20 protein-coding genes are annotated in these 23489 nt (G+C 68.2%); 14 read left to right on the top strand and 6 right to left on the bottom strand.

Annotated features, from left to right (window positions below):
- Positions 1-3105: an efflux RND transporter permease subunit gene (locus tag ACW9TV_RS03045; RefSeq protein ID WP_494304384.1), complete on the top strand. Its 3105-nt coding sequence runs from the start codon at positions 1-3 to the stop codon at positions 3103-3105.
- On the top strand, positions 3102-4325 hold the full coding sequence (locus ACW9TV_RS03040; protein ID WP_494304383.1) for a TolC family protein: 1224 nt from the start codon (positions 3102-3104) through the stop codon (positions 4323-4325). The genes ACW9TV_RS03045 and ACW9TV_RS03040 overlap by 4 nt, the downstream gene beginning before the upstream one ends.
- 51 nt (positions 4326-4376) lie before the next feature.
- On the opposite strand, the gene ACW9TV_RS03035 is transcribed toward ACW9TV_RS03040, so the two are convergent.
- The gene (locus ACW9TV_RS03035) at positions 4377-4997 is read right to left on the bottom strand and encodes a TetR/AcrR family transcriptional regulator (RefSeq protein ID WP_494304382.1); all 621 of its coding nucleotides are present in this window, start codon (positions 4995-4997) and stop codon (positions 4377-4379) included.
- A 71-nt stretch (positions 4998-5068) separates the two neighbouring features.
- Here ACW9TV_RS03035 and ACW9TV_RS03030 point away from each other — a divergent pair, with 71 nt between their 5' ends.
- From ACW9TV_RS03030 to ACW9TV_RS03010, 5 genes are read left to right on the top strand one after another with little or no spacing between them, the layout of a single operon-like run.
- The gene (locus ACW9TV_RS03030; RefSeq protein WP_494304381.1) at positions 5069-6097 is read left to right on the top strand and encodes a phosphotransferase family protein; all 1029 of its coding nucleotides are present in this window, start codon (positions 5069-5071) and stop codon (positions 6095-6097) included.
- Positions 6098-6109: 12 nt separating this feature from the next.
- Positions 6110-6847 carry an SDR family NAD(P)-dependent oxidoreductase gene (locus ACW9TV_RS03025; RefSeq protein ID WP_494304380.1) on the top strand — a complete coding sequence of 246 codons (738 nt, stop codon included), beginning with the start codon at positions 6110-6112 and terminating at the stop codon, positions 6845-6847.
- 13 nt (positions 6848-6860) lie between these two features.
- Positions 6861-8087, top strand: a complete 1227-nt coding sequence (locus ACW9TV_RS03020; protein ID WP_494304379.1) for an acyl-CoA dehydrogenase family protein — start codon at positions 6861-6863, stop codon at positions 8085-8087.
- Between the two features lie 11 nt (positions 8088-8098).
- Positions 8099-9142, top strand: a complete 1044-nt coding sequence (locus ACW9TV_RS03015; protein ID WP_494304378.1) for an amidohydrolase family protein — start codon at positions 8099-8101, stop codon at positions 9140-9142.
- Positions 9139-10179 carry an alcohol dehydrogenase family protein gene (locus ACW9TV_RS03010; RefSeq protein ID WP_494304377.1) on the top strand — a complete coding sequence of 347 codons (1041 nt, stop codon included), beginning with the start codon at positions 9139-9141 and terminating at the stop codon, positions 10177-10179. The genes ACW9TV_RS03015 and ACW9TV_RS03010 overlap by 4 nt, the downstream gene beginning before the upstream one ends.
- A gap of 86 nt (positions 10180-10265) precedes the next feature.
- Here the strand turns inward: ACW9TV_RS03010 and ACW9TV_RS03005 are convergent, their stop codons facing one another.
- A complete protein-coding gene (locus ACW9TV_RS03005; protein WP_494304376.1) occupies positions 10266-11570 on the bottom strand; it encodes an OmpP1/FadL family transporter in 1305 nt (434 codons plus the stop codon).
- A gap of 123 nt (positions 11571-11693) precedes the next feature.
- Positions 11694-12071, bottom strand: coding sequence for a VOC family protein (locus tag ACW9TV_RS03000; RefSeq protein ID WP_494304375.1), 378 nt, complete (start codon positions 12069-12071; stop codon positions 11694-11696).
- Between the two features lie 179 nt (positions 12072-12250).
- Between ACW9TV_RS03000 and ACW9TV_RS02995 the strand changes: the two genes are divergently transcribed.
- On the top strand, positions 12251-13429 hold the full coding sequence (locus ACW9TV_RS02995; protein ID WP_494304374.1) for a CaiB/BaiF CoA transferase family protein: 1179 nt from the start codon (positions 12251-12253) through the stop codon (positions 13427-13429).
- 180 nt (positions 13430-13609) lie between these two features.
- Positions 13610-15013: a sugar porter family MFS transporter gene (locus tag ACW9TV_RS02990; protein ID WP_494305024.1), complete on the top strand. Its 1404-nt coding sequence runs from the start codon at positions 13610-13612 to the stop codon at positions 15011-15013.
- Between the two features lie 24 nt (positions 15014-15037).
- Here ACW9TV_RS02990 and ACW9TV_RS02985 read toward each other — a convergent pair whose 3' ends face one another.
- The 3 genes from ACW9TV_RS02985 to ACW9TV_RS02975 all read right to left on the bottom strand — a co-directional run bounded on the left by ACW9TV_RS02985 (position 15038) and on the right by ACW9TV_RS02975 (position 18966).
- A complete protein-coding gene (locus tag ACW9TV_RS02985) occupies positions 15038-16603 on the bottom strand; it encodes an aldehyde dehydrogenase (NADP(+)) (RefSeq protein ID WP_494304373.1) in 1566 nt (521 codons plus the stop codon).
- Between the two features lie 151 nt (positions 16604-16754).
- The gene (locus ACW9TV_RS02980; protein WP_494304372.1) at positions 16755-17150 is read right to left on the bottom strand and encodes a cupin domain-containing protein; all 396 of its coding nucleotides are present in this window, start codon (positions 17148-17150) and stop codon (positions 16755-16757) included.
- A gap of 220 nt (positions 17151-17370) precedes the next feature.
- The gene (locus ACW9TV_RS02975) at positions 17371-18966 is read right to left on the bottom strand and encodes an isocitrate lyase (protein WP_494304371.1); all 1596 of its coding nucleotides are present in this window, start codon (positions 18964-18966) and stop codon (positions 17371-17373) included.
- A 132-nt stretch (positions 18967-19098) separates the two neighbouring features.
- On the opposite strand from ACW9TV_RS02975, the gene ACW9TV_RS02970 reads away from it, so the two are divergent.
- The 5 genes from ACW9TV_RS02970 (at position 19099) to ruvX (ending at position 23471) form a co-directional block, all read left to right on the top strand.
- The gene (locus ACW9TV_RS02970; RefSeq protein ID WP_494304370.1) at positions 19099-20520 is read left to right on the top strand and encodes a helix-turn-helix domain-containing protein; all 1422 of its coding nucleotides are present in this window, start codon (positions 19099-19101) and stop codon (positions 20518-20520) included.
- Between the two features lie 100 nt (positions 20521-20620).
- A complete protein-coding gene (locus ACW9TV_RS02965) occupies positions 20621-20980 on the top strand; it encodes a hypothetical protein (RefSeq protein ID WP_494304369.1) in 360 nt (119 codons plus the stop codon).
- A complete protein-coding gene (locus ACW9TV_RS02960; RefSeq protein WP_494304368.1) occupies positions 20977-21873 on the top strand; it encodes a sterol desaturase family protein in 897 nt (298 codons plus the stop codon). The genes ACW9TV_RS02965 and ACW9TV_RS02960 overlap by 4 nt, the downstream gene beginning before the upstream one ends.
- Positions 21874-22992, top strand: a complete 1119-nt coding sequence (locus ACW9TV_RS02955) for a DUF3089 domain-containing protein (RefSeq protein WP_494304367.1) — start codon at positions 21874-21876, stop codon at positions 22990-22992. It abuts the gene before it with no gap.
- Between the two features lie 2 nt (positions 22993-22994).
- The gene (gene ruvX / locus ACW9TV_RS02950) at positions 22995-23471 is read left to right on the top strand and encodes a Holliday junction resolvase RuvX (protein ID WP_494304366.1); all 477 of its coding nucleotides are present in this window, start codon (positions 22995-22997) and stop codon (positions 23469-23471) included.
- Positions 23472-23489 lie beyond the last annotated feature (18 nt).

The raw sequence follows: 23489 nt of genomic DNA, 5'->3' as shown, positions 1-23489 counted from the left end.
ATGCTTCGCCGCCTTGTCGAATGGTCGCTGTCCAACCGGCTTGTCGTGCTGCTCATGTCGCTGCTGGTGGCCGCAGCCGGGCTGTGGTCGTTCCTGACGCTGCCGATCGATGCCTTTCCGGACATCGCGCCCACCCAGGTCAAACTGATCCTGAAGGCCCCCGGCATGACACCGGAGGAGGTCGAGGCGAAGGTGATCACGCCGATCGAGCAGCAGATGCTGGGGATTCCCGAGCAGCGGATGCTCCGTTCGGTCGCCAAATACGCAATCGCCGACATCACGATCGATTTCACGGACCGGACGGACATCTTCTGGGCGCGCAGCCAGGTCGCCGAACGCTTCGCGGCTGCCCAGGCGGACCTGCCGGCGGGTGTCGAGGGCGGCCTCGCCCCGATTTCGACCCCGCTGTCGGATATGTTCATGTTCACCATCGAGGGCCCCTTGAGCCTCGCCGAAAAGCGCCGCCTGCTCGACTGGACGATCCGGCCGGCCCTGCGCACCGTTCCGGGCGTCGCTGATGTGAATGCGCTGGGCGGGTATGTCGAAACCTTCGAGGTCGTTCCGGATCTGAAGGCCATGGCGGCCGCCGGGATCAGCCTGTCGGATCTTGCCGAAGCCGTGCGGGCCGGCAACCGCAACGATGGCGCCGGCCGGCTGGCGGATGGCGAATCGGTGCTGATCGTGCGGGCGGTCGGGGCGGTGCGCTCGCTCGAGGATCTCGCCACGATACCGCTGGAGGCCCGGAACGGCAGCGTGATCCGGGTCGGCGATGTGGCGGCGGTCCGCACGGGCGCGCTCACGCGGTACGGGGCCGTGACCCGGACCAATTCCGGCGAAGCCGGCGCGGAGGCCGTGCAGGGGCTGGTCATCGGCCTGCGCGGCGCCAATGCCGCCGAGGTGGTGAAGGGCGTGAAGCTGCGTCTGGCCGAATTGCAGCCGACCCTGCCCGAAGGCGTCTCGATCTCTGTCTTCTATGACCGGTCCGACCTGATCGGCCGCGCCGTCGGCACGGTGGAGAAGGCCCTTCTGGAGGCGGTCATCCTTGTCATCGTCCTGCTGCTTCTGTTCCTTGGGGACTGGCGCGCGGCGCTGATCGTGACCGCGGCCCTGCCGCTTGCCGCGCTGATGACCTTCATCCTGATGCGCGGCTTCGGGCTTTCGGCGAACCTGATGAGCCTGGGGGGGCTTGCGATCGCGATCGGGCTTCTTGTCGACGGGGCGGTCGTGGTGGTCGAGAATATCGTCGAACGCCTGTCCGATCCGGGGCACCGGGGAACGGGCCGGCTGAACCGCATCCTGGTGGCCACGAGCGAGGTCATCCGTCCTGTCACGTCGGGCATTCTCATCATCATGCTGGTCTTCCTGCCGCTGCTGTCCCTGCAGGGCCTGGAAGGGAAGCTGTTCGCGCCGGTCGCGCTGACCATCGTGATGGCGCTGTTCGGCTCGCTGCTGATTGCGTTCACGCTGATCCCCGTGCTGGCCTCCTATGGCCTGAAGGTGAACGCCGCGCACCATGAACCCTGGCTGATGCGCAAGCTTTCACCGGCCTATGCCCGGCTTCTGGGGGGCGCCTTCGCGCGGCCGAAACTGGTTTCGGGCATTGCCGCGGCATCGCTGCTGATCGCGGCCTTCGCCTATACGCAGGTGGGCAAGATCTTTCTGCCGACCCTCGACGAGGGGACCATATTGATCCAGCTGGCAAAGCATCCCTCGATCGGGCTGGATCACAGCGTGGAGGGCGATCTGGCCGTCCAGCGCACCATTCTGGCGAATGTGCCCGAAGTGAAGGCGGTGATCGCACGCGTCGGTTCCGACGAACTGGGGCTGGATCCGATGTCGCTCAACGAAACGGACAGCTTCCTGATTCTCAAGCCCCACTCGGAATGGCGCGGCGACAAGGACTGGCTGCTTGCCGAGTTGCGCCGTGTCCTGCACGCCCATCCCGGAATCGAGCCCAGCTTCACCCAGCCCATCGAGATGCGCGTGTCGGAAATGCTGACCGGAAGCCGGGGCGACCTGGCGGTGAAGATCTTCGGCCCGGATCTCGCCGAACTCGGGCGGCTGGCCGGCGAGGTGGAGAAGCGGCTCGCGGCCATCGATGGCGCGACCGAGGTGCTGACCGTCGCCAACGACAATGTCGATTATCTGTCGCTCGAGATCGACAGGCTGGCGGCGGGCCGTGCCGGATTTCCCGTGGACGCCCTTCAGGACAGCCTTCGCGCCCAGGTCGAGGGCCTGCCCGCCGGTTCGGTGAACGATGGTCTGCGCCGCGTGCCTGTGATCATCCGCGGGCCCGAGGCCGTTGCGGCCGATGCGACCCTGTTCACCGACCAGCTGCTCGTCAGCCCCACCGGCGCCCAGGCCCGCGCGGGCGACCTCGCCCGGATTGAGCGCACGGAAGGCCCGGTCAAGCTGGAGCATGAACTGGGCTCGCGCTTCGCGCTGGTTCAGGCATTTGTTTCCGGCCGCGATATCGTGGGCTATGTCGAGGAAGCCAAGGCTCGGGTGAGCGCGGAAGTTCCGCTGCCGCAGGGCTACCGGATCGTCTGGGGCGGGCAGTTCGAGAACCAGCAGCGCGCGGCGGCGCGTCTGTCGGTGGTGCTGCCGATCGCGCTCGCGCTCATCTTCGGGCTGCTGTTCGCCACCTTCGGCGCGCTTCGCCCCTCGGTGTTGATCCTGCTGATGATCCCGTTCGCGATGGTCGGCGGCATCCTCGCGCTGTGGATTTCGGGCCAGTATCTGTCGGTGCCGGCCTCTGTCGGGTTCATCGCGCTGCTTGGAATCGCGGTTCTGAACGGGTTGGTCATGGTGAGCCACATCCGCCACCTGAGAGAGGAGGGCCTGCCGCTTGGCGAGGCCGTGACATCGGGCGCGCAGCGGCGGCTGCGCCCCGTGCTGATGACGGCGACCATCGCCGCATTTGGTCTGGTGCCGCTGCTGTTCGCAACCGGCCCCGGATCCGAGATCCAGAAGCCGCTCGCGATCGTCGTCATCGGCGGCCTCATCACCTCCACGCTGCTGACGCTGATCCTGTTGCCGCTTCTCTATGCGCGGTTCGGTGAGAGCCGGGCCGAAGCCCTGGAAGACATGGAGAGCGCCGGATGAACCGCCCCCTGTTCCTGCTTCTTCTGCTGTTCGGCGCATCGGCCCGGGCGCAATCGCCGCTTCCGGATCCAGCCGATGTGACCCGCGCACTGGATGGCAACCCGGCCGTTCTGGCGGCCCAGGCCGAACTGTCTGCCGCAAGGGCCGCCGCACGCGCCCTTTCGACCGGGCCGCACGAGTTCGTCGCCAGCGCCTCGCTTCACAGCCGCCGGGTCGATCGGGAAGGCGATTTCGCCGAATATGACGCCAGCCTGACGCGCGCCATCCGCCTGCCCGGCAAATCGGCCCTCGATCGCAGGGCCGGAGAGGCGGGTATCCGTCTGGCTGACAACCGGGCGGACGACGCCCGGCACCAGGCCGCCATTGTGTTGAACGAACTGTGGTGGGAATGGCTGGGCGCCGCCGCCGGCCGCCGGGTTCTCGACCGGTCCGTCGAGTCCCATGCGGCTGCCGCAGGTGCGGTCGGGCGCCGCCTGGCCCTGCGCGATGCTGCCCGGCTGGAACTCGATCAGGCGACATCCGCGCTTGCACTCGCCCGGGCGGCGGCCCGCCAGGCCGAGGGGCGGGAACGGGCGGCCCGGGCTGCCCTTGCAAGCCGCTTTCCCGACCTTGCCCTGCCGGCCGAAGCGCCGGCGCTGACGCCGCCGCAGCTGCCGCCGGAAGGGCTGGATGTGCTGGGCGGCTACGTCCTGGCGCGCAGCCATGAAATCGGCGCGGTTGTCGCCACCGCCGATCAGGCGGGCTATCAGGCGGATCGCATGAGGCGGGATCGGTTTGCCGACCCCTCCGTCGGCATCCGCGGCTTTTCGGAGCGGGACGGCGCCGAGCGTGGCGTCGGCCTGCTGCTGAGCCTTCCGATCGGCGGGCGCCACCGCGCGGCGCTGGCCGAGGAGGCCGGCGCGCGGGCATCCGCCGCGCGCGCAAGGGCCGTGGCTGTCCGCCAGGAAGTCGCGGAGATCGCGGCGCGCGATGTGGAAACGGCGAAGGCCGCCTTTGCCGCCTGGGAGGCCGCCGCACAGGCCGCCGATGCAAGCGAGGCGGCCGCAACCCGCGCGGCGCGGGGACATGCGCTGGGCGGTCTCGACCTGACCGACCGGCTTTATGCGGAGCGGATCGCGCAGGAGGCGGCCCTGGCGGAGGTCGAGGCCCGGACGGACGCCTGGCACGCCATCACGCGGCTGCGGATCGACAGCCACACGCTGTGGATGCACGCCGACTAGGATCGATCCTGTGCAAGGCTGGATCCGGCCGGGCCCGGGGCTTCGGGCCTGCTATCCGGCGAGGATGGCGGCAAGGGCGCGGGCCACATGGTCGAGCGTTTCGGGCGCTGTCCATGTGGGGTGCGGACGCGAGCGATCCGCCAGTTCCCCTTCGCGGGCCGAGAGGATTCCGCCGAGCGCCGCGCCCATGAAGACGAGGCGTTGGTTCATCACATCCAGGGGCACATCCGGGCGCAGGCGCCGGGCATGGGCCAGGCAGCGCTGGTAGCCGGAGTTCCAGCGCCCCTCCATCGCATCCATGAACAGCCGCCGGTTCGAGAGTTGCAGCGAGACGACGAAGCGGTTGTAGCAATCGCTCCACGGCGGGTCCGCGGCGGGAAGGGACGAGCGGACGAGACAATCGGTGACGTCGAAGAGGCTGGCCGGGCCGCCCCGCGCCTCAAGCTCGTCGAGCAGGGTGTTGCGCAGGTCGTCGATCAGGCGGGCGCCGTGGATGATGACCTGGCGGACCAGTTCCTGTTTCGAGCCGAAATGATAGCCGACGGCGGCATGGTTCTTCTGGCCGGCGGCCTCTGCGATCTGGCGGACGGTGACGCCATCCACCCCGCGCTGCGCGAACAGCGTGAGGGCGGCGGCCTTCAGTTGTTCGGCGGGGGTGCGGGGCGGGACCATGGCGCTATTCATAGTTTGACGGGCGTTTGCGTCAAACGCATTATCCATGTGGATAAATCGGGGAGGATCGCTTGGAGCCGGGTGTGAACCTTGGCGCGCTGACGGCGTGGATGGATGGCCAGCGGCTGGGCCATGGCCCGCTGGCGCGCGTGGATCGGCTTTCGGGCGGGACGCAGAACATCCTGCTGCGATTCGAGCGGGCCGGCCGGGCCTATGTGCTGCGGCGGCCGCCGCCGGTGCTGCGGGCGAACAGCAACGAGACGATGCGGCGTGAGGCGCGGGTGCTGGCGGCGCTGGCGGGAACGGCGGTGCCGCATCCGGGATTGATCGCCGCCTGCGCGGACGAGGCGGTGCTGGGCGCGGCCTTTTACCTGATGGAGCCGGTGGATGGCTTCAACGCGGCGCAGGGGCTGCCCATGCCCCATGCCGGCGACGCGGCGATGCGGCACCGCATGGGGCTGGCGATGGTGGACGCAATCGCGGCGCTTTCCGATGTGGATTACCAGGCGGTGGGGCTGGAGGGCTTCGGCAAGCTGGACAACTGGCTTGAGCGGCAGGTGGGGCGCTGGGCTTCACAACTGGCGAGCTATGCCGAGATGCCCGGCTGGACGGGCCCGGACGCCATACCCGGCGTGGCGAAGGTGGCGCGCTGGCTGGAAGATCACCGGCCGGAGACATTCCGTGCCGGGATCATCCACGGCGATTTCCACTTCGGCAATGTGCTGTTCCGGCGGGACAGCGGCGAACTGGCCGCCGTGGTGGACTGGGAGCTCTGCACGCTGGGCGACCCGCTGCTGGACCTTGGCTGGCTGGTGGCGACCTGGCCGGAGGGGGACCGCCCGCACGAGACGGATGTGGCCGTGACGCCGTGGGAGGGGTTCGCGACGGCTGACGAACTGATCGCCCATTATGCGGCGCGGACGGGGCGGGATCTGGCGCACTTCGACTGGTTCGCGGTTCTGGCCTGCTACAAGCTGGGGATCATCCTGGAAGGCACGCATGCGCGGGCCTGCGCGGGCAAGGCCCCGCGCGAGGTGGGCGACCGGCTGCACGCCCATACGATTTACCTGTTCGAACGTGCGCTGCGGCGCATCGGCTGAGGGAGGCTGACATTGGTTGACGACACGGATTTCACCGGCAGGCGGGTGCTTGTGGTGGGGGGATCGAGCGGGATCGGCAACGGCATCGCGCATGGCTTCCGCGAACGGGGGGCGGCGGTGTCCGTGTGGGGGACGAAACCGTCCGCCGCGGACTATGACCCGGCCGACGGATCCGACCTTTCCGGGCTTGGCTATGCGCAGGTGGACGTGGGCGACCCGGATGCGATCGAGGCGGCTGCGCCGCCCTTCAACACGCTGGATGTTCTGGTGCTGTGCCAGGGCACGGTGGTGTACAAGCGGGGCGAGTTCGAGCGGCCCGGCTGGGATCGGGTGATGGCGGTGAACCTGGACAGCCTGATGCACTGCGCCCGCAAGTTCCGGCCGCAACTGGCCGCTTCGAAGGGCAGCCTCATCATCGTCAGCTCCATTTCCGGGCTGAAGGCGAACATCGGCAACCCGGCCTATGCGGCATCCAAGGCGGGCGCCATCAGCCTGACCAAGACGCTGGGGCAGGCCTGGGGGCCGGAAGGCATCCGCGTGAACGGGCTGGCGCCGGGGCTGGTGGACACCAAGCTGACCCGGGTGACGACACAGAACCCCGAGCGGATGGCGGGCGCGCTGGCCGCCATTCCGCAGCGCCGCGCCGGGCTTCCGGCCGACATGGCGGGCGCCGCCATCTTCCTGGCTTCCCCGCTCGCCTCCTATGTCACCGGCCATACGCTGGTGGTGGATGGCGGCCTCTCCCTTTGAGAAAGGACGACCCATGCAATTCGAGCACAGCGACAAGGTGAAGGGGCTGCTGGCGCAGCTGGAAACCTTCATGGACGCGCACATCTATCCGAACGAGCAGGCCTATCACGACTGGGTGCATGACCCGGCGAACCTGTGGAAGGAATGGCCGGGGATGGAGGCGCTGAAGCAGAAGGCGCGCGCCGAAGGGCTGTGGAACCTGTTCCTGCCGCATGAATATGGCGAATTCTCCCCCGGGCTCACCAACCTCGAATATGCGCCGCTGGCGGAGATCATGGGGCGCTCGCCCTGGTGTTCGCAGGTGTTCAACTGTTCCGCGCCGGACACCGGCAACATGGAGGTGCTGGCGAAGTTCGGCAGCCCGGCCCAGCAGCAGAAATGGCTGAAGCCGCTGCTGGAGGGGGAGATCCGATCCGCCTATGTGATGACGGAGCCGCAGGTCGCCTCTTCCGATGCGACGAACCTGGAGCTTTCGATCCTGCCCGACGGCGACGATTATGTGATCAACGGCCGGAAATGGTGGATTTCCAACGCCATGCATCCACGCTGCGACATCTGGATCGTGATGGGCAAGAGCCGGTTCGACGGTTCGCGCCACACGCAGCATTCGCAGATCCTGGTGGAACCGACGACGCCCGGCATCACCATCGTGCGCCACTTGACGGTGTTCGGATCGCATAATTCACCGGGCGGTGAATGCGAGCTGCGCTTCGACAATGTGCGGGTGCCGAAGGAAAATCTGATCCTGGGCGAGGGCCGGGGCTTCGAGATCGCGCAGGGGCGGCTGGGGCCGGGGCGGATCCACCACTGCATGCGATCGATCGGGCAGGCGCAGCGCGCGCTGGAGATCATGGCGCGACGGGCGGACAGCCGGGTGGCGTTCGGGAAGAAGCTGGCGGATCAGTCCAGCATCCGCCAGGATGTGGCGAAGAGCTTCTGCGAGATCGAGATGGCCCGCCTGCTGACGCTGAAGGCGGCGGACGCCATGGACCGCTATGGCAACCGGCAGGCGAAGGACCTGATCGCGGCCATCAAGGTGGTAGCCCCGCAGATGGCGCAGACGGTGTGCGACCGGGCGATCCAGGTGCATGGCGGCATGGGGGTGAGCGACGACACGCCGATCGCGGCCTTCTTCACGCTGAACCGCTTCATCCGCATCGCGGACGGGCCGGACGAAGTGCACATGAGCCAGCTTGGGAAGCAGAAGATCCAGGAATATGTGGCGATGAACGAACGCTGAGGGAGGCGGGCATGCGCGAGACGATCCTGGAGCCGGATCTGCCGATCATCGATCCGCACCACCATCTGTGGGACTGGACGAGCCGGCTGCCGTTCCTGCCGGCCGCGCGCACCCACCCGTTCGAGGCCATCCTGCCGCAGACGCCCAGATATCTGCTGGACGAGTTGCTGGCCGACTGCGGCAGCGGCCACAATGTGATCGGAACGGTGTTTGTCCAGTGCGGGGCCTTTTACCGGGCCGACGGCCCCGAAGCGCTGAAGCCGGTGGGCGAGACGGCGTTCGTGAACGGCGTGGCGGCGATGGCAGCCAGCGGCACCTACGGCCCGGTGAAGGCCTGCGCCGGGATCGTCGGCCATGCCGACCTGACGCTGGGCGACGGGGTTGCCGCCGTGCTGGACGCGCATCTGGCCGCAGGCGGCGGGCGCTTTCGCGGCATCCGGCACATGATGGCGCATGATGCCGACCCGGCGGTGCTGGGGCCGCTGGCGCATGCCGCGCCGGGGCTGGCCGGGGATGCGCGGGTGCATGCCGCGCTGCGGCATTTCGCTTCGCGGAGGCTTTCGCTGGATATCTGGGTGCTGGAGCCGCAGCTGGACGAAGCGGAAGCGCTGGCGCGCGCCTTCCCCGATGTGCCGATGGTGATCGATCATGTGGGCACGCCGCTGGGTCTGGGCAGCTATGCCGGGCGGCGCGACGAGCGCTTCGGCGCGTGGAAGGCCGCGATGGCGCGGCTGGCGGCGCTGCCCAATGTGCATGTGAAGCTGGGCGGGCTGGGCATGCCCTTCCCCGGTTTCGAGGGGATGGGGCCTGAGACCAGGCCGGGCTCAGAGGCGCTCGCGGCGATGTGGAGTCCCTGGGTGGAGACATGCATCGGCCTGTTCGGGGCGGGGCGCTGCATGTTCGAGAGCAATTTTCCCGTCGACCGCTGGGGGGCGGATTACGCCACGCTGTGGAACGCCTTCAAGCGGATCGCGGCGGGCGCGTCGGCGGCGGAAAAGGCCGACCTGTTCGCGGGCACGGCCGCCCGCTTCTATCGACTGGAGGGGCTGGCATGAAGGCGCTTCGCTACTATGGCGCACGGGATATCCGCCACGAGAGCATGGACGATCCGAAGCTGGAGGCGCCGACCGACGCGATCGTGAAGGTGACCGCCTGTTCCATCTGCGGCAGCGACCTGCACATCTATCACGGCCACGGCTTTTCCGGGGATATCGGCTTCTGCGTAGGGCATGAGGCCGTGGGCGAAGTGGTGGAGGTGGGCCGCCAGGTGACGCGCGTGAAGGTGGGGGACAAGGTGATGATGCCGGCGGCCGTGGGCTGCGGCGCATGCCGGCCCTGCCTTTCGGGCGTGGTGAACAATTGCGAGCGGAACGGCAGCGGCTGCTACGGGCTTTCCGCCCACCTGCAGGGGGTGCAGGCAGAGGCCTTCCGCGTGCCGGCCGCCGACATGAACGCCGTGCCCATTCCCGAGGGCGTGACCGAGGAACAGGCGCTGATGCTGACGGACGCGCTGGCGACCGCCTGGTTCGGCGCGCGCAACGCCGACATCCGGCCGGGCAGCAGCGTGGCGGTGATCGGGCTGGGGCCGATCGGGCTGATGACGGTGGAGAGCGCGTTCGTGATGGGCGCGCATGTGGTCTATGCGATCGACCCGGTGGCGGAGAGGCGGGCGCTGGCGGAAGCCGCAGGCGCGGTGGCGCTGCACCCCGACGAGGCGATGGAGCGGATCAAGGAGGACACGCACGGCCGCAAGCTGGACTGCGCGGTGGAAGTGGTGGGCAGCGACGCGACGGTGGATTTCGCGCTGCGGCTGGTGCGGGCGCGGGGCACGGTTTCGGTGATCGGTGTGCAGCAGTCGCGCCGCTTCCCGTTTCCGCTGGAGCGCGCCTTCGCCGGCGGCCTGACCTTCCGCGTAGGCACCTGTTCGGTGCCGGAGGAACTGCCGGCGCTGTTTCCGCTGGTGCGGTCCGGGCGGCTGAGGCCGGAGCGCTATATCAGCCACAACATGAAGCTGAGCGAGGGGCCGGAAGCCTATCGGCTGTTCGAGGCGCGCGAGGCCGGCGCGCTGAAGATGGTGCTGCGGCCGGATTGAAGCCGGTTCAGCGCCGGGCCGCCGGAATCACCGGCAGCGCCGCACGCCCGCGCGCCATCACGCGCCCTGCTTCTGCCGGGCCGTCTTCAGAAGCGGATGGTGAAATCCGCGGCGATGATGTCGACGTTGCCGCGGTTTTCCGAGCGCAGCGTGCTGACGATCCTTGCCGGGGTTCCCGCGTAGAATTCGTCTGCCCGGTCCAGCTGCTCGGTCGAGACGAAGACATGGGCATAGGACAGGCGCGCGGCCAGAGTTTCGGACAGTTTCCAGCCGGCGCCGCCCGATAGCCAGATGCGGTCCCCATCAGGCACGCGGCTGGTGCGCCAGGCATCGACCGTGGGGGTGGAATCGGTCGCGACGCCCGCACGCAGGGTCAGGCGGTCGGAGACATCATATTCGCCGCCCAGATGGACGCTCATGCTGTCCTTGTAGTTTTGCGGCGAGGTGCTGATCGGATTGCCGCCGGCGGATTCGATGCGGATGGCATCGAACACGGACCAGTTGGTCCATTCCCAGCCGGCGAGGATACGGGTCTTTTCGCCGGCCCTGAAGACGGCCGAGGCGGACAGGCTGTCAGGCAGGGTGATGGGGGCGCGGGCGTCGCGCACGCCGTTGGAGCCTGCCAGCGGGCCGAGCAGGCCTTCGAGGGTGAAGCGGCCCTTCAGCTGGTGCTTCACCTTCGACCTGTAGTGCAGGCCGACCGCGATGGGGCCGGATTCGAAGCGGCCGCCGATGTTCCAGCCGACCGAGATGTCGTCGCCCTTCACCCGGGCGCTGCCATCCGCCAGCAGGGGCGAAAGGTTGGGCATCGCGTTCTGCAGATCGGCCTCGATATACTGGATGCTGACGCCGCCGCCGATGGCGAAGCGATCATCCAGCTTCCAGGCGAGCGAGGGCTGGACATTGTAGGTCTTCAGGACCGAACGCTTGCTGTCGTACCGGCCGAACCAGCCATCGTCATAATCGACCACGAGGCCGAAGGGCGCATTGACGCCGATTCCCGCCCAGAGACGGTCGCTGAGCTGCATCGAGCCATAGAGGGTGGGCACCACCACGACGGGGTGGAAGGGATTGCCGCCGTTGCCGCCGCCGGTGGCGACGGGCGCAGGCAGGCCCGGCACGGTGCGGGTGGTGCCGAGATCCCGCTGGCTGGACTGCACCGACAGCAGATGCACGCCCGCGCTGGCGGTGAAGCCTTGGAGCTGCGTCATGCCGGCCGGGTTGTACCAGATGGTGGCGGCGGAATCGGCGATTGCGCCCTCGCCCGCGAAGGCACGGCCGAGGCTGCCGGGCGAGGCTTCCCGAAGGGCGAAGGCGGAGGCGAAGGCGGGCGTGGCCGCAACGCTGGATGCGAGAATGGCAACGAATGCGCGCCCGGCGGAAATCGGCATGTCGGTTTTCCTGTCTGTCGGATCGCGCAGGCGCTTGCGCCCGGCCCGACGTGACGTCAAGCCGGGCGCTGTATTGTTCTGTCATGTGCCCGCCCCGACAGGTGGAAGGCAGTGCGCCTTTGCCTACATCCGGTGCAGCGCGCAGAGCTTGTTGCCGGACGGATCGCGCAGATAGGCAAGATAGAGGCTGCCCGTGGGGCCGGTGCGGACGCCCGGCGGATCCTCGCAGGCGGTGCCGCCATTGGCGAGGCCGGCGGCATGCCAGGCATCCGCCTCGGCCGGGGACTTCATCGCGAAGCCGACGGTGGAGCCGTTGCCGCAGGAGGCGGGCCTGCCGTCGATCGGCCGGGTGATGGCGAACACGCCCGTCGGTGTCATCCAGAATACCCGGCCCTTGTCGTCGGTGATTCCGGGGCCGACGCCGGTTGCAGCAAAGATGGCATCATAGAAGGTCTTCGACGCGTCGATATCGTCTGCGCCGAGCATGATGTGGCTGAACATCTGACTACTCCCCTCGGCGGGCGCCGTGGATCGGGTGGCCCGCGCGAAACGGGGATGCACCCGATGGCCGCGATTGTCGAACTCGGAGGATGGACAGGATCATGCGTTCACGGCCTAGTTCTTGTGCCGATGGTGAAGCGGCCCCTGCATTGGGCATGGGGCGGATGAAAGGAGCTGCCATGATCGCCGACGCTGCCCCGATGCTTCAGGGAATCCGCATACTCGACTGCACGGGGGTGGTGTTCGGCCCCTATGCCACGCAGATTCTGGCGGACCTGGGGGCGGAGGTGATCAAGGTGGAGGCGCCGGGCGGCGGGGACCAGTTCCGCTGGACGGCGAAGGCGGCCAGGACGCCGGGGATGAGCCCCGGGTTCATGGCGATCAACCGCGGCAAAAAATCCATCGAGCTGGATCTGAAGGTGGATGCGGACCGGGCGCTGATGCGCGAGCTGATGGAAACGGCCGACGTGTTCATCACCAATGTGCGCGGGCCGGCGGCCGACAAGCTGGGGCTTGATTACGCCAGCGTGGCGGCGGTGAAGCCCGACATCGTCTATGCCCATTGCGTGGGCTTCGGGGAGGAAGGGCCCTATGCCGGGCTTCAGGCCTATGACGATGTGATCCAGGCCGCGACGGGCACGACCAGCCTGCTTTCGCGCGTGGATGGAAACCCGGCGGCGCGCTACCTGCCCAGCCTGATCGCGGACAAGGTGGCCGGGCTGCACGCCGCCTATGCCGTGCTTGCCGGCATCATCCACCGTCTGCGCACGGGCGAAGGGCAGAAGATCGAGATCCCGATGCTGGAGAGTTTCGCCCACTTCATGCTGCTGGAGCATCTGGGGGGGCGCACCTTCGATCCGCCGGTGGGGCCGATCTGCTATTTCCGGCAGATCGATCCGGACCGCCAGCCGTTCCGCACGACCGATGGCTATGTCAGCATCGTGCCCTACACCGACGACAGCTGGCCGCGCCTGTTCGCGGCGCTGGGCAACCCCGCCTTCCTGGAGGATCCGCGCTTTGCCACCCGCAAGCTTCGGGTGGCGAACATGGCGGAGATGTACCGCGAGGTGGCGCGGCTGACCCCGGGCTTCAGCAGCGCCGAGATCCTGGCGCGGTGCGAAGCCGCGCGGATCCCGGCGATGATCGCGCGCGACATCGCGGACGTGCCGGACGATCCGCACCTGAAGGCCGTGGGCTTCTTCCAGCGGACCGAGCATCCCAGCGAAGGCGCCTGGTTCCAGCTTAAGCACCCGGTCAGCTTTTCCGCCTTCCGGCCTGAACCGGCCCAGCCGCCGATGGCCGGGGAGCATGGCGACGAGATCCGCGCGGACGTGACGCGCCGCCGCGGGAAGCCCTGACACGAGCGCCATGCTGCGCAGCATGGGCTGCAGCAGAACTCTTTCGCCCCGCTGCCCCGGGCTTCGCATACGAATGCGAATTGCAGGGCGGTTCGCCTGTTGCCAAGACTGGCCCCGTCCGGCGTGAACCCGGATGTGGCCGCCGCCGGTTCCGGCAGAGCGCGGTTCGGGGAGAGACGGATGACGGATGCGGGCGGCAGGGCCAATTTCGGCTTCATCGCGATGATCGTGGCGGTCGCCACGATCGGCGGCTTCATGTTCGGCTATGACAGCGGGGTGATCAACGGCACGCAGGAGGGGCTTGAGCTTGCCTTCGGCGTTTCCGAACTGGGCAAGGGAGTTCTTGTCGGCGCGCTGCTGATCGGCTGCGCCGTCGGGGCTTTCCTGGCCGGTCGCATTTCCGATCTGATCGGGCGCCGCAACATGATGATGCTGGCGGCCGTCATGTTCCTGATCTCCGCGCTTGGCGCCGGCGCGGCGGATTCGGCCTGGCTGTTCGTGCTGGCGCGCTTCATCGGCGGACTCGGCGTGGGGGCGGCCTCCGTGACGACGCCCGTTTATATCTCGGAAGTGACTCCGGCGGCGGTGCGGGGCCGGCTTTCCACCGTGCAGCAGATCATGATCATCACCGGCCTGACAGGGGCATTTGTCGCCAATTATGTGCTGGCGCGCACCGCGGGCGGATCAACGGCGGAATTCTGGCTGGGCTTTCCGGCCTGGCGCTGGATGCTGTGGCTTCAGATGGTGCCGGCCGCCATCTATCTTGCCGCGCTGACCCTGATCCCGGAAAGCCCGCGCTATCTGGTGATGAAGGGCCGCGACGCACAGGCGGCGCATGTGCTTACCAGGCTGTTCGGGGCGGAAACGGCGGACGCCAAGGTGGCGGAAATCCGCCATACGCTGGCCACAGATCACCAGCCGCGGCTGTCTGACCTGAAGGATCCGGCGACGGGCCGGATCCGCCCGATCCTGTGGGCAGGCATCGGCATCGCCGTGTTCCAGCAACTGGTGGGCATCAACATCGTCTTCTACTACGGGTCCGTCCTCTGGCAGTCCGTCGGCTTTTCCGAGAATGATGCGCTGCTCATCAACATCCTGTCGGGGACGGTTTCGATCCTGGCCTGCCTGACGACGGTGCTGATGATCGACAGGATCGGCCGCAAGCCGCTGCTGCTGCTGGGGTCGCTGGGCATGGCGGCGACGCTTTCGGTGATGGTGATCGCGTTCGCCAATGCGGTGATGGTGGATGGCCATCTCAGCCTGCCCGGGCGCTTCGGGCTGATCGCGTTGCTGTCGGCGAACCTCTATGTGATCTTCTTCAACATGAGCTGGGGCCCGGTGATGTGGGTGATGCTGGGCGAGATGTTCCCGAACCAGATCCGCGGATCCGCGCTTGCGGTTTCGGGGCTGGCGCAATGGATGGCGAACTTCGCCATCGTGCTGAGCTTCCCCTGGGCGGCGAAGCATGTCGGCCTGCCCGTCACCTATGGCTTCTACGCGGCATCCGCCCTGCTCTCCTTCTTCTTCGTCCGCGCCGTTGTGGTGGAGACGAAGGGCCGGGAGCTTGAGGCGATGCGGGGCTGAGGGGCTGGCGGGGCCAGCCCGGGCTCAGAGCCTGGACACCCCGTTCAGGCGCAGCGGCACGCCCCCGGCGCCTTCGCCGCGCAGGGCGGGCGGCAGCAGATCTTCGGGCAGATCCTGATAGCAGACGGGGCGCAGGAAGCGGTCGATGGCCAGGGTGCCGACGGATGTGCTGCGGCCGTCCGACGTCGCGGGGAAGGGGCCGCCATGGACCATGGCGTGCGTGACCTCCACACCGGTGGGCCAGCCGTTGGCGAGGATGCGGCCCACCTTGCGTTCGAGGACGGGGAGCAGCGCACGGGCGGATTCAAGATCGGCCGGGTCCGCATGGAGCGTGGCGGTGAGCTGGCCTTCGAGCGCGCCGAGCACGGCCGCCAGTTCTGCCGCTGAGGCGCAGGCGACGATGAGCGAGGTCGCACCGAAGATCTCGTGCGCCTGCCCGATGTCGGACAGCAGCTGCGCGCCCGTCATGGTGAACAGGCCGGCGCTGCCGCGCGTGGGCTCTGCCGCTTCGGGGGCAAGGGCGATTTCGGTCGCCCGGGCCGCGAGCGCGGCCTTGCCGCTGTTGTAGGCCTGCTGGATGCCGCTGGTCAGCATCACCTGCGGCGCGGCACGGCTGACCAGCGCGGCGGCTTCGGACAGGAAGCTGTCCAGCTCCGGCCCGGCGTGGGCGAGCAGCAGGCCCGGGTTGGTGCAGAACTGGCCGGCCCCCAGGGTGAGCGAGGCGACGAAGCCCTGCGCCAGCGCCGCTCCGCGTGCCTTCAGTGCATTCGGCAGCAGGATCACCGGATTGACCGAGGACATTTCGGCATAGACGGGAATGGGAACCGGACGGGCGGCCGCGATCTTCATCAGCGCCGTGCCCCCCGTGCGGGAGCCGGTGAAGCCGACGGCGGCGATGCGGGCATCCGCCACCAGCGCGGCCCCGACATCGTTGGAGGTGCCCTGCAACAGGCCGAACACGCCCGACGGCATGCCGGTGCGGCGGATCGCGGCCTCGAAGGCGCGGGCGACCAGTTCGGATGTGCCCGGGTGGGCGGGATGGCCCTTCACCACGACGGGGCAGCCGGCGGCCAGCGCGGAGGCGGTATCGCCGCCCGCAGTGGAGAAGGCGAGCGGGAAGTTGGAGGCGCCGAACACGGCCACCGGGCCAAGCGGCACGGTGCGCAGGCGGATATCGGGCCTGGGCGGGGTGCGGGCGGGATCGGCCGTGTCGATTCGCAGCTGCTGCCATCCGCCGTGCAGCACTTCCTTCGCAAACAGGCGGAGCTGCCCGGTGGTGCGCCCGCGCTCACCCTGCAGGCGAGCCAGCGGAAGGCCTGATTCCCGGTGCGCGCGCTCGATCAGCTGGTCGCCGAGTGCCTCGATTTCATCGGCCACCGCTTCCAGGAAGGCCGCGCGTTCGGGGAGCGGCCGGGCGGCATAGTCGCCGAATGCGGCTTCGGCCGCCGCGCAGGCGGCGGCGACATCCTCTGCCGTTGCTTCCGCGAAGGCCGGCTGGGGAATGGATGTCCCTTCGGACGGGTTCCGGGCGAGAAAGCGCGCGGCGGCCGCCCGCCATTCGCCGTCGATGAAGAGGTCGCCACTCAGCATGTCTCAAACTCCCTGTCCCGATCCCGTCGCGGGCGAGGCGGGCTTCTAGCGGCTTGTTCCCCGCCTGCGCCAGCCCATCTGGCGGCATGGCTGATGCCGCCAGAAACGGAACATGCAGGGTGGGGCGACGCGGCCCGGCCCTGAAATCGGATTATTCGGTCGTGCGGCCATCCCAATGTTCGTGCGCGGCATGGGCTTCGGCGGCAGACTTGTGGACGGTGCCATCCACATGTTCGGGCGGGCCGTAGATGGTGTAGAATTTCAACGGTGTGGCGCCGCTGTTCCGCACATTGTGGCGGGCGCCGCCGGGGACGACCACGCCGAAGTGCGGGCCCACCTTGTGCCAGGTTTCGTCGATCAGAACCTCTCCGGTGCCGGTTTCGAAACGGAAGAACTGGTCACCGTCTTCATGCACTTCCTCGCCGATTTCCTCGCCGGGCAGCAGGGACATGACGACGAGCTGAAGGCGGCTGCCGGTGTAGAGCACACGGCGGAAGTCGCCGTTCTCTTCGGTCACCTTCTCGATATTGTCGACATAACCCTTCATGATGCACTCCCTGGCTGATGTGCTGCGGCAATGGCGCGCGATGTGGGCGCCTGCATTGCGCGATGTCAATTCATCGCGCCCAAGGCCATCGATGACGGCCCGGACAGGGTCTGCGCAATGTCTCCATTCGGGGACTTTGCGCCCGCCGGCCCTGGGCCAGAAAGGGAAAGGGCCGGCACCGCAACGGCGCCGGCCCTCCCCTCCTCCCCGGAAATGCGGATCAGGCGAACTGGTTCATCGTGTTGTGCGCGCCGCCGGCCTTCAGCGCGGCTTCGCCGGCGAAATATTCCTTGTGGTCGTCGCCGATGTCCGAGCCGGACATGTTCTGGTGCTTCACGCAGGCGATGCCCTGGCGGATTTCGGCGCGCTGCACGTTCTTCACATAGCCCAGCATCCCCTGCTCGCCGAAATATTCGCGGGCGAGATTGTCGGTGCTGAGTGCCGCCGTGTGATAGGTGGGCAGCGTGATCAGGTGGTGGAAGATGCCGGCGCGGGCGGCGGCGTCGCGCTGGAAGGTGCGGATGCGCTCGTCCGCTTCGGCGGCCAGATCCGTCTGGTCATAGATCACGCTCATCAGGTTGGCGCGATCATAGGCCGAGACGTCCTTGCCGGCTTCCTTCCAGGCGTCGAACACCTGCTGGCGGAAGTTCAGCGTCCAGTTGAAGCTGGGCGAGTTGTTGTAGACCAGCTTGGCGTTGGGCACTACTTCGCGGATGCGGTCCACCATCGAGGCGATCTGCTCGATGTGGGGCTTTTCCGTTTCGATCCACAGAAGGTCCGCGCCATTCTGCAGGCTGGTGATGCAATCCAGCACGCAGCGATCCGCGCCGGTGCCTTCGCGGAACTGGAACAGGTTGGAAGGCAGGCGCTTCGGGCGCAGCAGCTTGCCGTTGCGGTTCAGCACCACGTCGCCGTTGCGGGCGGTCGCCGGGTCGATCTCCTCGCAGTCGAGGAAGCTGTTGTACTGGTCGCCGATGTCGCCCGGTTCCTTCGAATAGGCGATCTGCTTCGTCAGGCCCGCGCCCAGCGAATCGGTGCGGGTGACGATGACGCCGTCCTCGATGCCCAGTTCCATGAAGGCGTAGCGGCAGGCGCGGACCTTCGCCAGGAAGTCCTCGTGCGGGACGGTGACCTTGCCGTCCTGGTGGCCGCACTGCTTTTCATCGGACACCTGGTTCTCGATCTGCAGGGCGCAGGCGCCGGCTTCGATCATCTTCTTCGCCAGCAGGTAGGTGGCCTCCGCGTTGCCGAAACCGGCATCGATGTCGGCGATGATCGGCACCACATGGGTTTCATAATTGTCGATCGCGTCGATCAGCACCTTTTCCTTGGCCGTATCCCCGGCGGCGCGGGCGGCATCCAGATCGCGGAACATCATGCCCAGTTCGCGCGCGTCGGCTTGCTTCAGGAAGGTGTAGAGTTCCTCGATCAGCGCGGGCACGCTGGTCTTTTCATGCATGGACTGATCCGGCAGCGGGCCGAAATCGGAGCGCAGCGCAGCGACCATCCAGCCGGAGAGGTAGAGGTAGCGGCGCTTCGTGCTGCCGAAATGCTTCTTGATGGCGATCAGCTTCTGCTGGCCGATGAAGCCGTGCCAGCAGCCCAGCGACTGGGTGTATTGCGCCGGATCTGCATCATAGGCGGCCATGTCGGCGCGCATCACGGCGGCGGTGTGGCGGGCGATATCCAGGCCGGAATGGAAGCGGTTCTGCAGCTGCATCCGGGCGACGGCTTCGGCGCTGATGCCATCCCAGGTGCCGCCCTTGGAGGCGATCAGCTTCTGCGCATCGGCGATGGCTTGCGAATAGGTCTTCATCTTCGGGCTCCTTGCGGGCGGGACTTTCGGATGCGCCCGTTTTACGGCGCCTGCCCCCGTGCACCGAACGGCTGTTTCGTTCAGCTGTAAGACTTTACAAATCTGGATTGTAATGTTGTAAGGTTTCACACCATGGCGCAGGACAGCAGATATATCGGCCCCCGCCTGCGGCGGCTTCGGCGCGACCTGGGCCTGACGCAGGCCAACATGGCGGCCGATCTGGAAATATCGCCTTCATATGTCGCCCTGCTGGAACGCAACCAGCGGCCGCTGACGGCCGACCTGCTGATCCGGCTGGCGCAGACCTATGATCTGGACATCGCCCGGCTGGCGGGGGACGGCGGGGCCGAGCAGCAGGGCCGCCTTTCCGCGGTGCTGAAGGATCCGATCTTCGCCGACATCGACCTGCCGCCCATGGAAGCGGCCGATGTGGCGGCCAATTATCCCGGCTTCGCCGAAGCGCTGCTGCGCCTGCATACCGCCTGGCGGGAGGAGCAGCTGGCGCTGGCCGACCGCACGGCCGAGCGGGAGGGCGCCGCGCGCGAAGGCGCGGGCAGCGACCTTCCCGATCCGGTGGCCGAATCCCGCCGCTTCCTCGCCGCGCGGCGCAACTGCTTTCCCGCGCTGGACGACGCCGCCGAGCGGATGGCGGCGACCATCGCGCAGGCCGAGGGGCTGGAGGGCTATCTGCGGGCGCGCCACGGCCTGCGGGTGCGGCGGCTGCCGGCGGACGTGATGATGGGCGCGATCCGGCGGCTGAACCATCATGGCCGGGAAGTGCAGCTGGACGACCAGCTGGACAGCGCCAGCCGCAACTTCCAGCTGGCCCTGCAACTGACCTATCTGGAGCTCAGGTCCGACATCGAGGCGCAGCTGAAGGAGGGGCATTTCAGCAGCGACAACGGCCGTCGGCTGACGCACCGCGCGCTCGCCAGCTATGCGGCGGCGGCGATCCAGATGCCCTACACTGCCTTCGCCCGCGCGGCGGATCAAAGGCACTATGACGTGGAGGCGCTGGGCCGCCAGTTCGGCGCCAGCTTCGAGCAGGCGGCGCACCGGCTGACCACCCTGCAGAAGCCGGGGCATGAGCGGGTCCCCTTCTTCTTCCTGCGGGTCGATCCGGCCGGAAATGTCTCGAAGCGGCTGGACGGCGCGGGCTTCCCCTTTGCCCGGCACGGCGGCGGCTGTCCGTTGTGGACGGTGCACCTGGTGTTCCGCACGCCGCGCCAGATCGTCACCCAGTGGATCGAGCTGCCGGACGGCCAGCGCTTCTTTTCCATCGCCCGCACGGTGACGCAGGGGATCGGCGGCTTCGGCACGCCGCGCGCCGAACGCGCCATCGCGCTCGTCTGCGCGGAAGAGCATGCGGAGCGGCTGATCTATACCCGCGTGCCGAACGCGCCCGTCCCCGCCAGCGCCACGCCGATCGGCATCAGCTGCCGCCTGTGCCACCGGGCGGCCTGCACATCGCGCGCAGCCCCGCCCATCGGCCGCGACGTGCTGCCGGACGATTACCGGCGCACCAGCGCCCCCTTCGGCTTTTCGGACAGCTGATGCCCGGCCGGCATGTTCCGGCATCCGGAGTGATGATTGTTGCGGCCATCCGTTGTCCCGCATCTTTCGCGGCAACGGACGATGGGCTAGGCCGGGGGCAATGATCTACGCCGCTTCCCTCGCCGCGATCCTGCTGCTGACGGGCCTTGCCTGGATGCTTGGCTTTCGCGGCCGGCCCCGTCTGGCCGAGGCGGACGCCGTTGCCGAGGCCGAAGCGCGGCTGGCGGGCTTCCGCGCGGCGGAGGTGGTGCTGGCGACGGGGGGCGACGGCGCAGTTCTGCGCGGCATGGACGGCAGCGTCGGCCTGCTGCTACCGCTGGCGGACGGATGGATTGCCCGGCGGCTGCCACCTTCGGCGCTGGACTGGACCGGCGGCGGGCTGGTGGCACGGCTGGACGAACCGATGATGCGCCGCGCGACCCTGAACCTGCCGGCCCGGCCCGACTGGCTGGCGGCATGACCCTGCCCGATCCCGTCCAGCTGGCGATTCCGGCGTTCGTCGGCCTCATCATCCTTGAGATGCTGCTGACGCGCCTGCGCGGCGTGGGCCGCTATGACTGGCGCGACGCGGGCGCTTCGCTGTTCCTGGGTTTCGGCAGCACGGTGGCGGGCGCGCTGACGGCGGGCGCGGTGCTGGCGATGTCCCTGTGGGTCTATTCCTGGCGGCTGTTCGAGATTCCCTTCAGCTGGTGGGCGTTCCTGCTGTGCTTCGTGCTGGATGACCTTGCCTATTATGTGTTCCATCGCAGCGCCCACCGGGTGCGCTGGTTCTGGGCCAGCCATGTGATCCACCATTCGTCGCAGCACTATAATCTGTCGACCGCGCTGCGGCAGACCTGGACGGGCTTCTTCAGCCTGAGTTTCATCTTCCGCCTGCCGCTGTTCCTGATCGGCTTTCCACCGGCGATGCTGTTCTTCTGCGCGGGGCTGAACCTTGTCTATCAGTTCTGGATCCATACCGAGCAGGTGGGTCGCCTGCCGCGCTGGTTCGAGGCAGTGATGAACACGCCTTCGCATCACCGGGTGCATCATGCGGTGAACCCGCGCTATCTCGATCGCAACTATGCCGGCGTGTTCATCATCTGGGACCGGCTGTTCGGCACCTTCGAGCCCGAGCGGGACGACGACCGGCCGCGCTATGGCATCGTGAAGGCGCTGCCGACGCTGAACCCGCTGTGGGCCGCGATCCATGAATGGGTGGCGATCGGGCGCGATGCCGTGCAGAGCCGATCTGCTGCGGAACTTGGCGGGCGGCTGTTCGGCCCGCCCGGCTGGCAGCCCGACGGACAGGGTGAGACATCGGAAACAATCAGGGCGCGCTGGGAAGCCGCGTCCTCACGCCGGGAGGCCTGAATGGCACGGAAATTCCTTTGGGTTGTCGCGATCCTGACGGGGCTGGTGATCCTGGCCGCGATCCTCTGGCGGCTGTTCGCTGCAGACCTGATGCGGATGGCCTTCGTGCCGGGCGACAGCTATGCCGAGACATCCGCGCCGCCCGCGCCGGACTATGCCGCGCCGGCCAGCTGGGTCGCCCGGCCCGACATCGCCGACAACCCCGCGCTTTGGACGCCCGAGGGCTACACCCCCGCGCCAAAGCCCGCGTCTGCGGTGTTCTTCCTGAGCCCCACCGCCTTCCTGAGCCGGACGCGCTGGAACGCCCCGATCGACGACCCGGAAACGAACGACCGGCTGGATCGTTTCACCCGCGGGCAGGCGACGGTTTTCAACGGTGTCGCGGACATCTGGGTGCCCCGCTACCGGCAGGCGACATTCGGCAGCTTCCTGAAGCCCGGGCCGGATGCCGCGCGGGCCCTGGCACTTGCCTATTCCGATGTGGAGCGTGCGTTCGACGCCTTTCTGGCTGCGCAGCCGGCCGATCGGCCCATCTACCTTGCCGGGCACAGCCAGGGCGCGCTGCACATCCTGCATCTGCTGAAGGCGCGCAAGGCCGCGCTGAACGGCCGGCTGGTCGCGGCCTATGTGATCGGCTGGCCGGTTGCCCTGCCGCAGGATCTGCCGGTGATCGGGCTGCCCGCCTGCACGCGCCCGGAACAGGCCGGCTGCGTGGCGAGCTGGCAGAGCTATGCCGCGGACGGGGATCTGGCGGAGGCGCTGAAGGGCCTCGCCTCGGTTCCGGATGTGTCGGGCACACCGCTGGGCGGGCGCGCCATGTTGTGCGTGAATCCGCTGACGGGCGGCGGCGAAGCGGCCGGCCCGGACCGCAACGCCGGGACACTGGTGGACGAAGCGCTGCGGCCCCGCGCGGTTGGGGCATCCTGCAATCCGCGCGGGCTGCTGCTGATCAACCCGGCGCCCAGCGACATCGGGCCGTTCGTGCTGCCCGGCGGCAATTACCATGTCTATGATTTCGGGCTGTTCTGGGCGAACATCCGCGCCGACATCGAGGCGCGGCTGTCGGCGCATGCCGCGCAGAAGCTGGGCGGAGCGGTCGTGCTGCGGGACGCCGCCTGATCATGATCACCACCGATGCGGCCGCCTTCGCCGGGGCCCTGCCCCGGCTGGGCCGGCTGCTGGGGCTGGATATCGGCACCCGGACCATCGGCCTTGCGACCGCCAGTGCCGACTGGCGCTTCGCCTCTGCACGGGAAACCCTGAAGCGCAGCAAGCCAGCCGCCGACATCGCGGCGCTGGGCGCGCTGGCGACGAAGGAGGAGATCCGCGGGCTGGTGATCGGCCTGCCGCTGAACATGGACGGGACGGACAGCGAACGCACCCAATCCGTGCGGGCGCAGGCGCGCAATCTTTCCAGGGCGCTGCAACTGCCCATCCTGCTGTGGGACGAGCGCTGGTCGACCGCGGCGGTGGAACGGGCGATGATCGCCCAGGACGTCAGCCGGACGAAGCGCGCCGAACGGGTCGACGCGCTGGCGGCGGCACATATCCTGGAAGGGGCCCTTGCCCGGCTTGCCGCGCTGGGAAATGCACCTTAAGGCCCTTGGGTCGTGAGC

The sequence above is a fragment of the Sandaracinobacter sp. T42 genome, from assembly GCF_059115405.1.
Note: the sequence above shows the minus strand (reverse complement) of the source record. Positions and strands in the feature narration are given on the sequence as shown.

Coding starts and splice junctions, on each gene's coding strand:
- ACW9TV_RS03045 (WP_494304384.1), top strand. CDS start 1: ATGCTTCGCCGCCTTGTCGAATGGTCGCTGTCCAACCGGCTTGTCGTG.
- ACW9TV_RS03040 (WP_494304383.1), top strand. CDS start 3,102: ATGAACCGCCCCCTGTTCCTGCTTCTTCTGCTGTTCGGCGCATCGGCC.
- ACW9TV_RS03035 (WP_494304382.1), bottom strand. CDS start 4,997: ATGGTCCCGCCCCGCACCCCCGCCGAACAACTGAAGGCCGCCGCCCTC.
- ACW9TV_RS03020 (WP_494304379.1), top strand. CDS start 6,861: ATGCAATTCGAGCACAGCGACAAGGTGAAGGGGCTGCTGGCGCAGCTG.
- ACW9TV_RS03015 (WP_494304378.1), top strand. CDS start 8,099: ATGCGCGAGACGATCCTGGAGCCGGATCTGCCGATCATCGATCCGCAC.
- ACW9TV_RS03010 (WP_494304377.1), top strand. CDS start 9,139: ATGAAGGCGCTTCGCTACTATGGCGCACGGGATATCCGCCACGAGAGC.
- ACW9TV_RS03005 (WP_494304376.1), bottom strand. CDS start 11,570: ATGCCGATTTCCGCCGGGCGCGCATTCGTTGCCATTCTCGCATCCAGC.
- ACW9TV_RS03000 (WP_494304375.1), bottom strand. CDS start 12,071: ATGTTCAGCCACATCATGCTCGGCGCAGACGATATCGACGCGTCGAAG.
- ACW9TV_RS02995 (WP_494304374.1), top strand. CDS start 12,251: ATGATCGCCGACGCTGCCCCGATGCTTCAGGGAATCCGCATACTCGAC.
- ACW9TV_RS02990 (WP_494305024.1), top strand. CDS start 13,610: ATGACGGATGCGGGCGGCAGGGCCAATTTCGGCTTCATCGCGATGATC.
- ACW9TV_RS02985 (WP_494304373.1), bottom strand. CDS start 16,603: ATGCTGAGTGGCGACCTCTTCATCGACGGCGAATGGCGGGCGGCCGCC.
- ACW9TV_RS02980 (WP_494304372.1), bottom strand. CDS start 17,150: ATGAAGGGTTATGTCGACAATATCGAGAAGGTGACCGAAGAGAACGGC.
- ACW9TV_RS02975 (WP_494304371.1), bottom strand. CDS start 18,966: ATGAAGACCTATTCGCAAGCCATCGCCGATGCGCAGAAGCTGATCGCC.
- ACW9TV_RS02970 (WP_494304370.1), top strand. CDS start 19,099: ATGGCGCAGGACAGCAGATATATCGGCCCCCGCCTGCGGCGGCTTCGG.
- ACW9TV_RS02965 (WP_494304369.1), top strand. CDS start 20,621: ATGATCTACGCCGCTTCCCTCGCCGCGATCCTGCTGCTGACGGGCCTT.
- ACW9TV_RS02960 (WP_494304368.1), top strand. CDS start 20,977: ATGACCCTGCCCGATCCCGTCCAGCTGGCGATTCCGGCGTTCGTCGGC.
- ACW9TV_RS02955 (WP_494304367.1), top strand. CDS start 21,874: ATGGCACGGAAATTCCTTTGGGTTGTCGCGATCCTGACGGGGCTGGTG.
- ruvX (WP_494304366.1), top strand. CDS start 22,995: ATGATCACCACCGATGCGGCCGCCTTCGCCGGGGCCCTGCCCCGGCTG.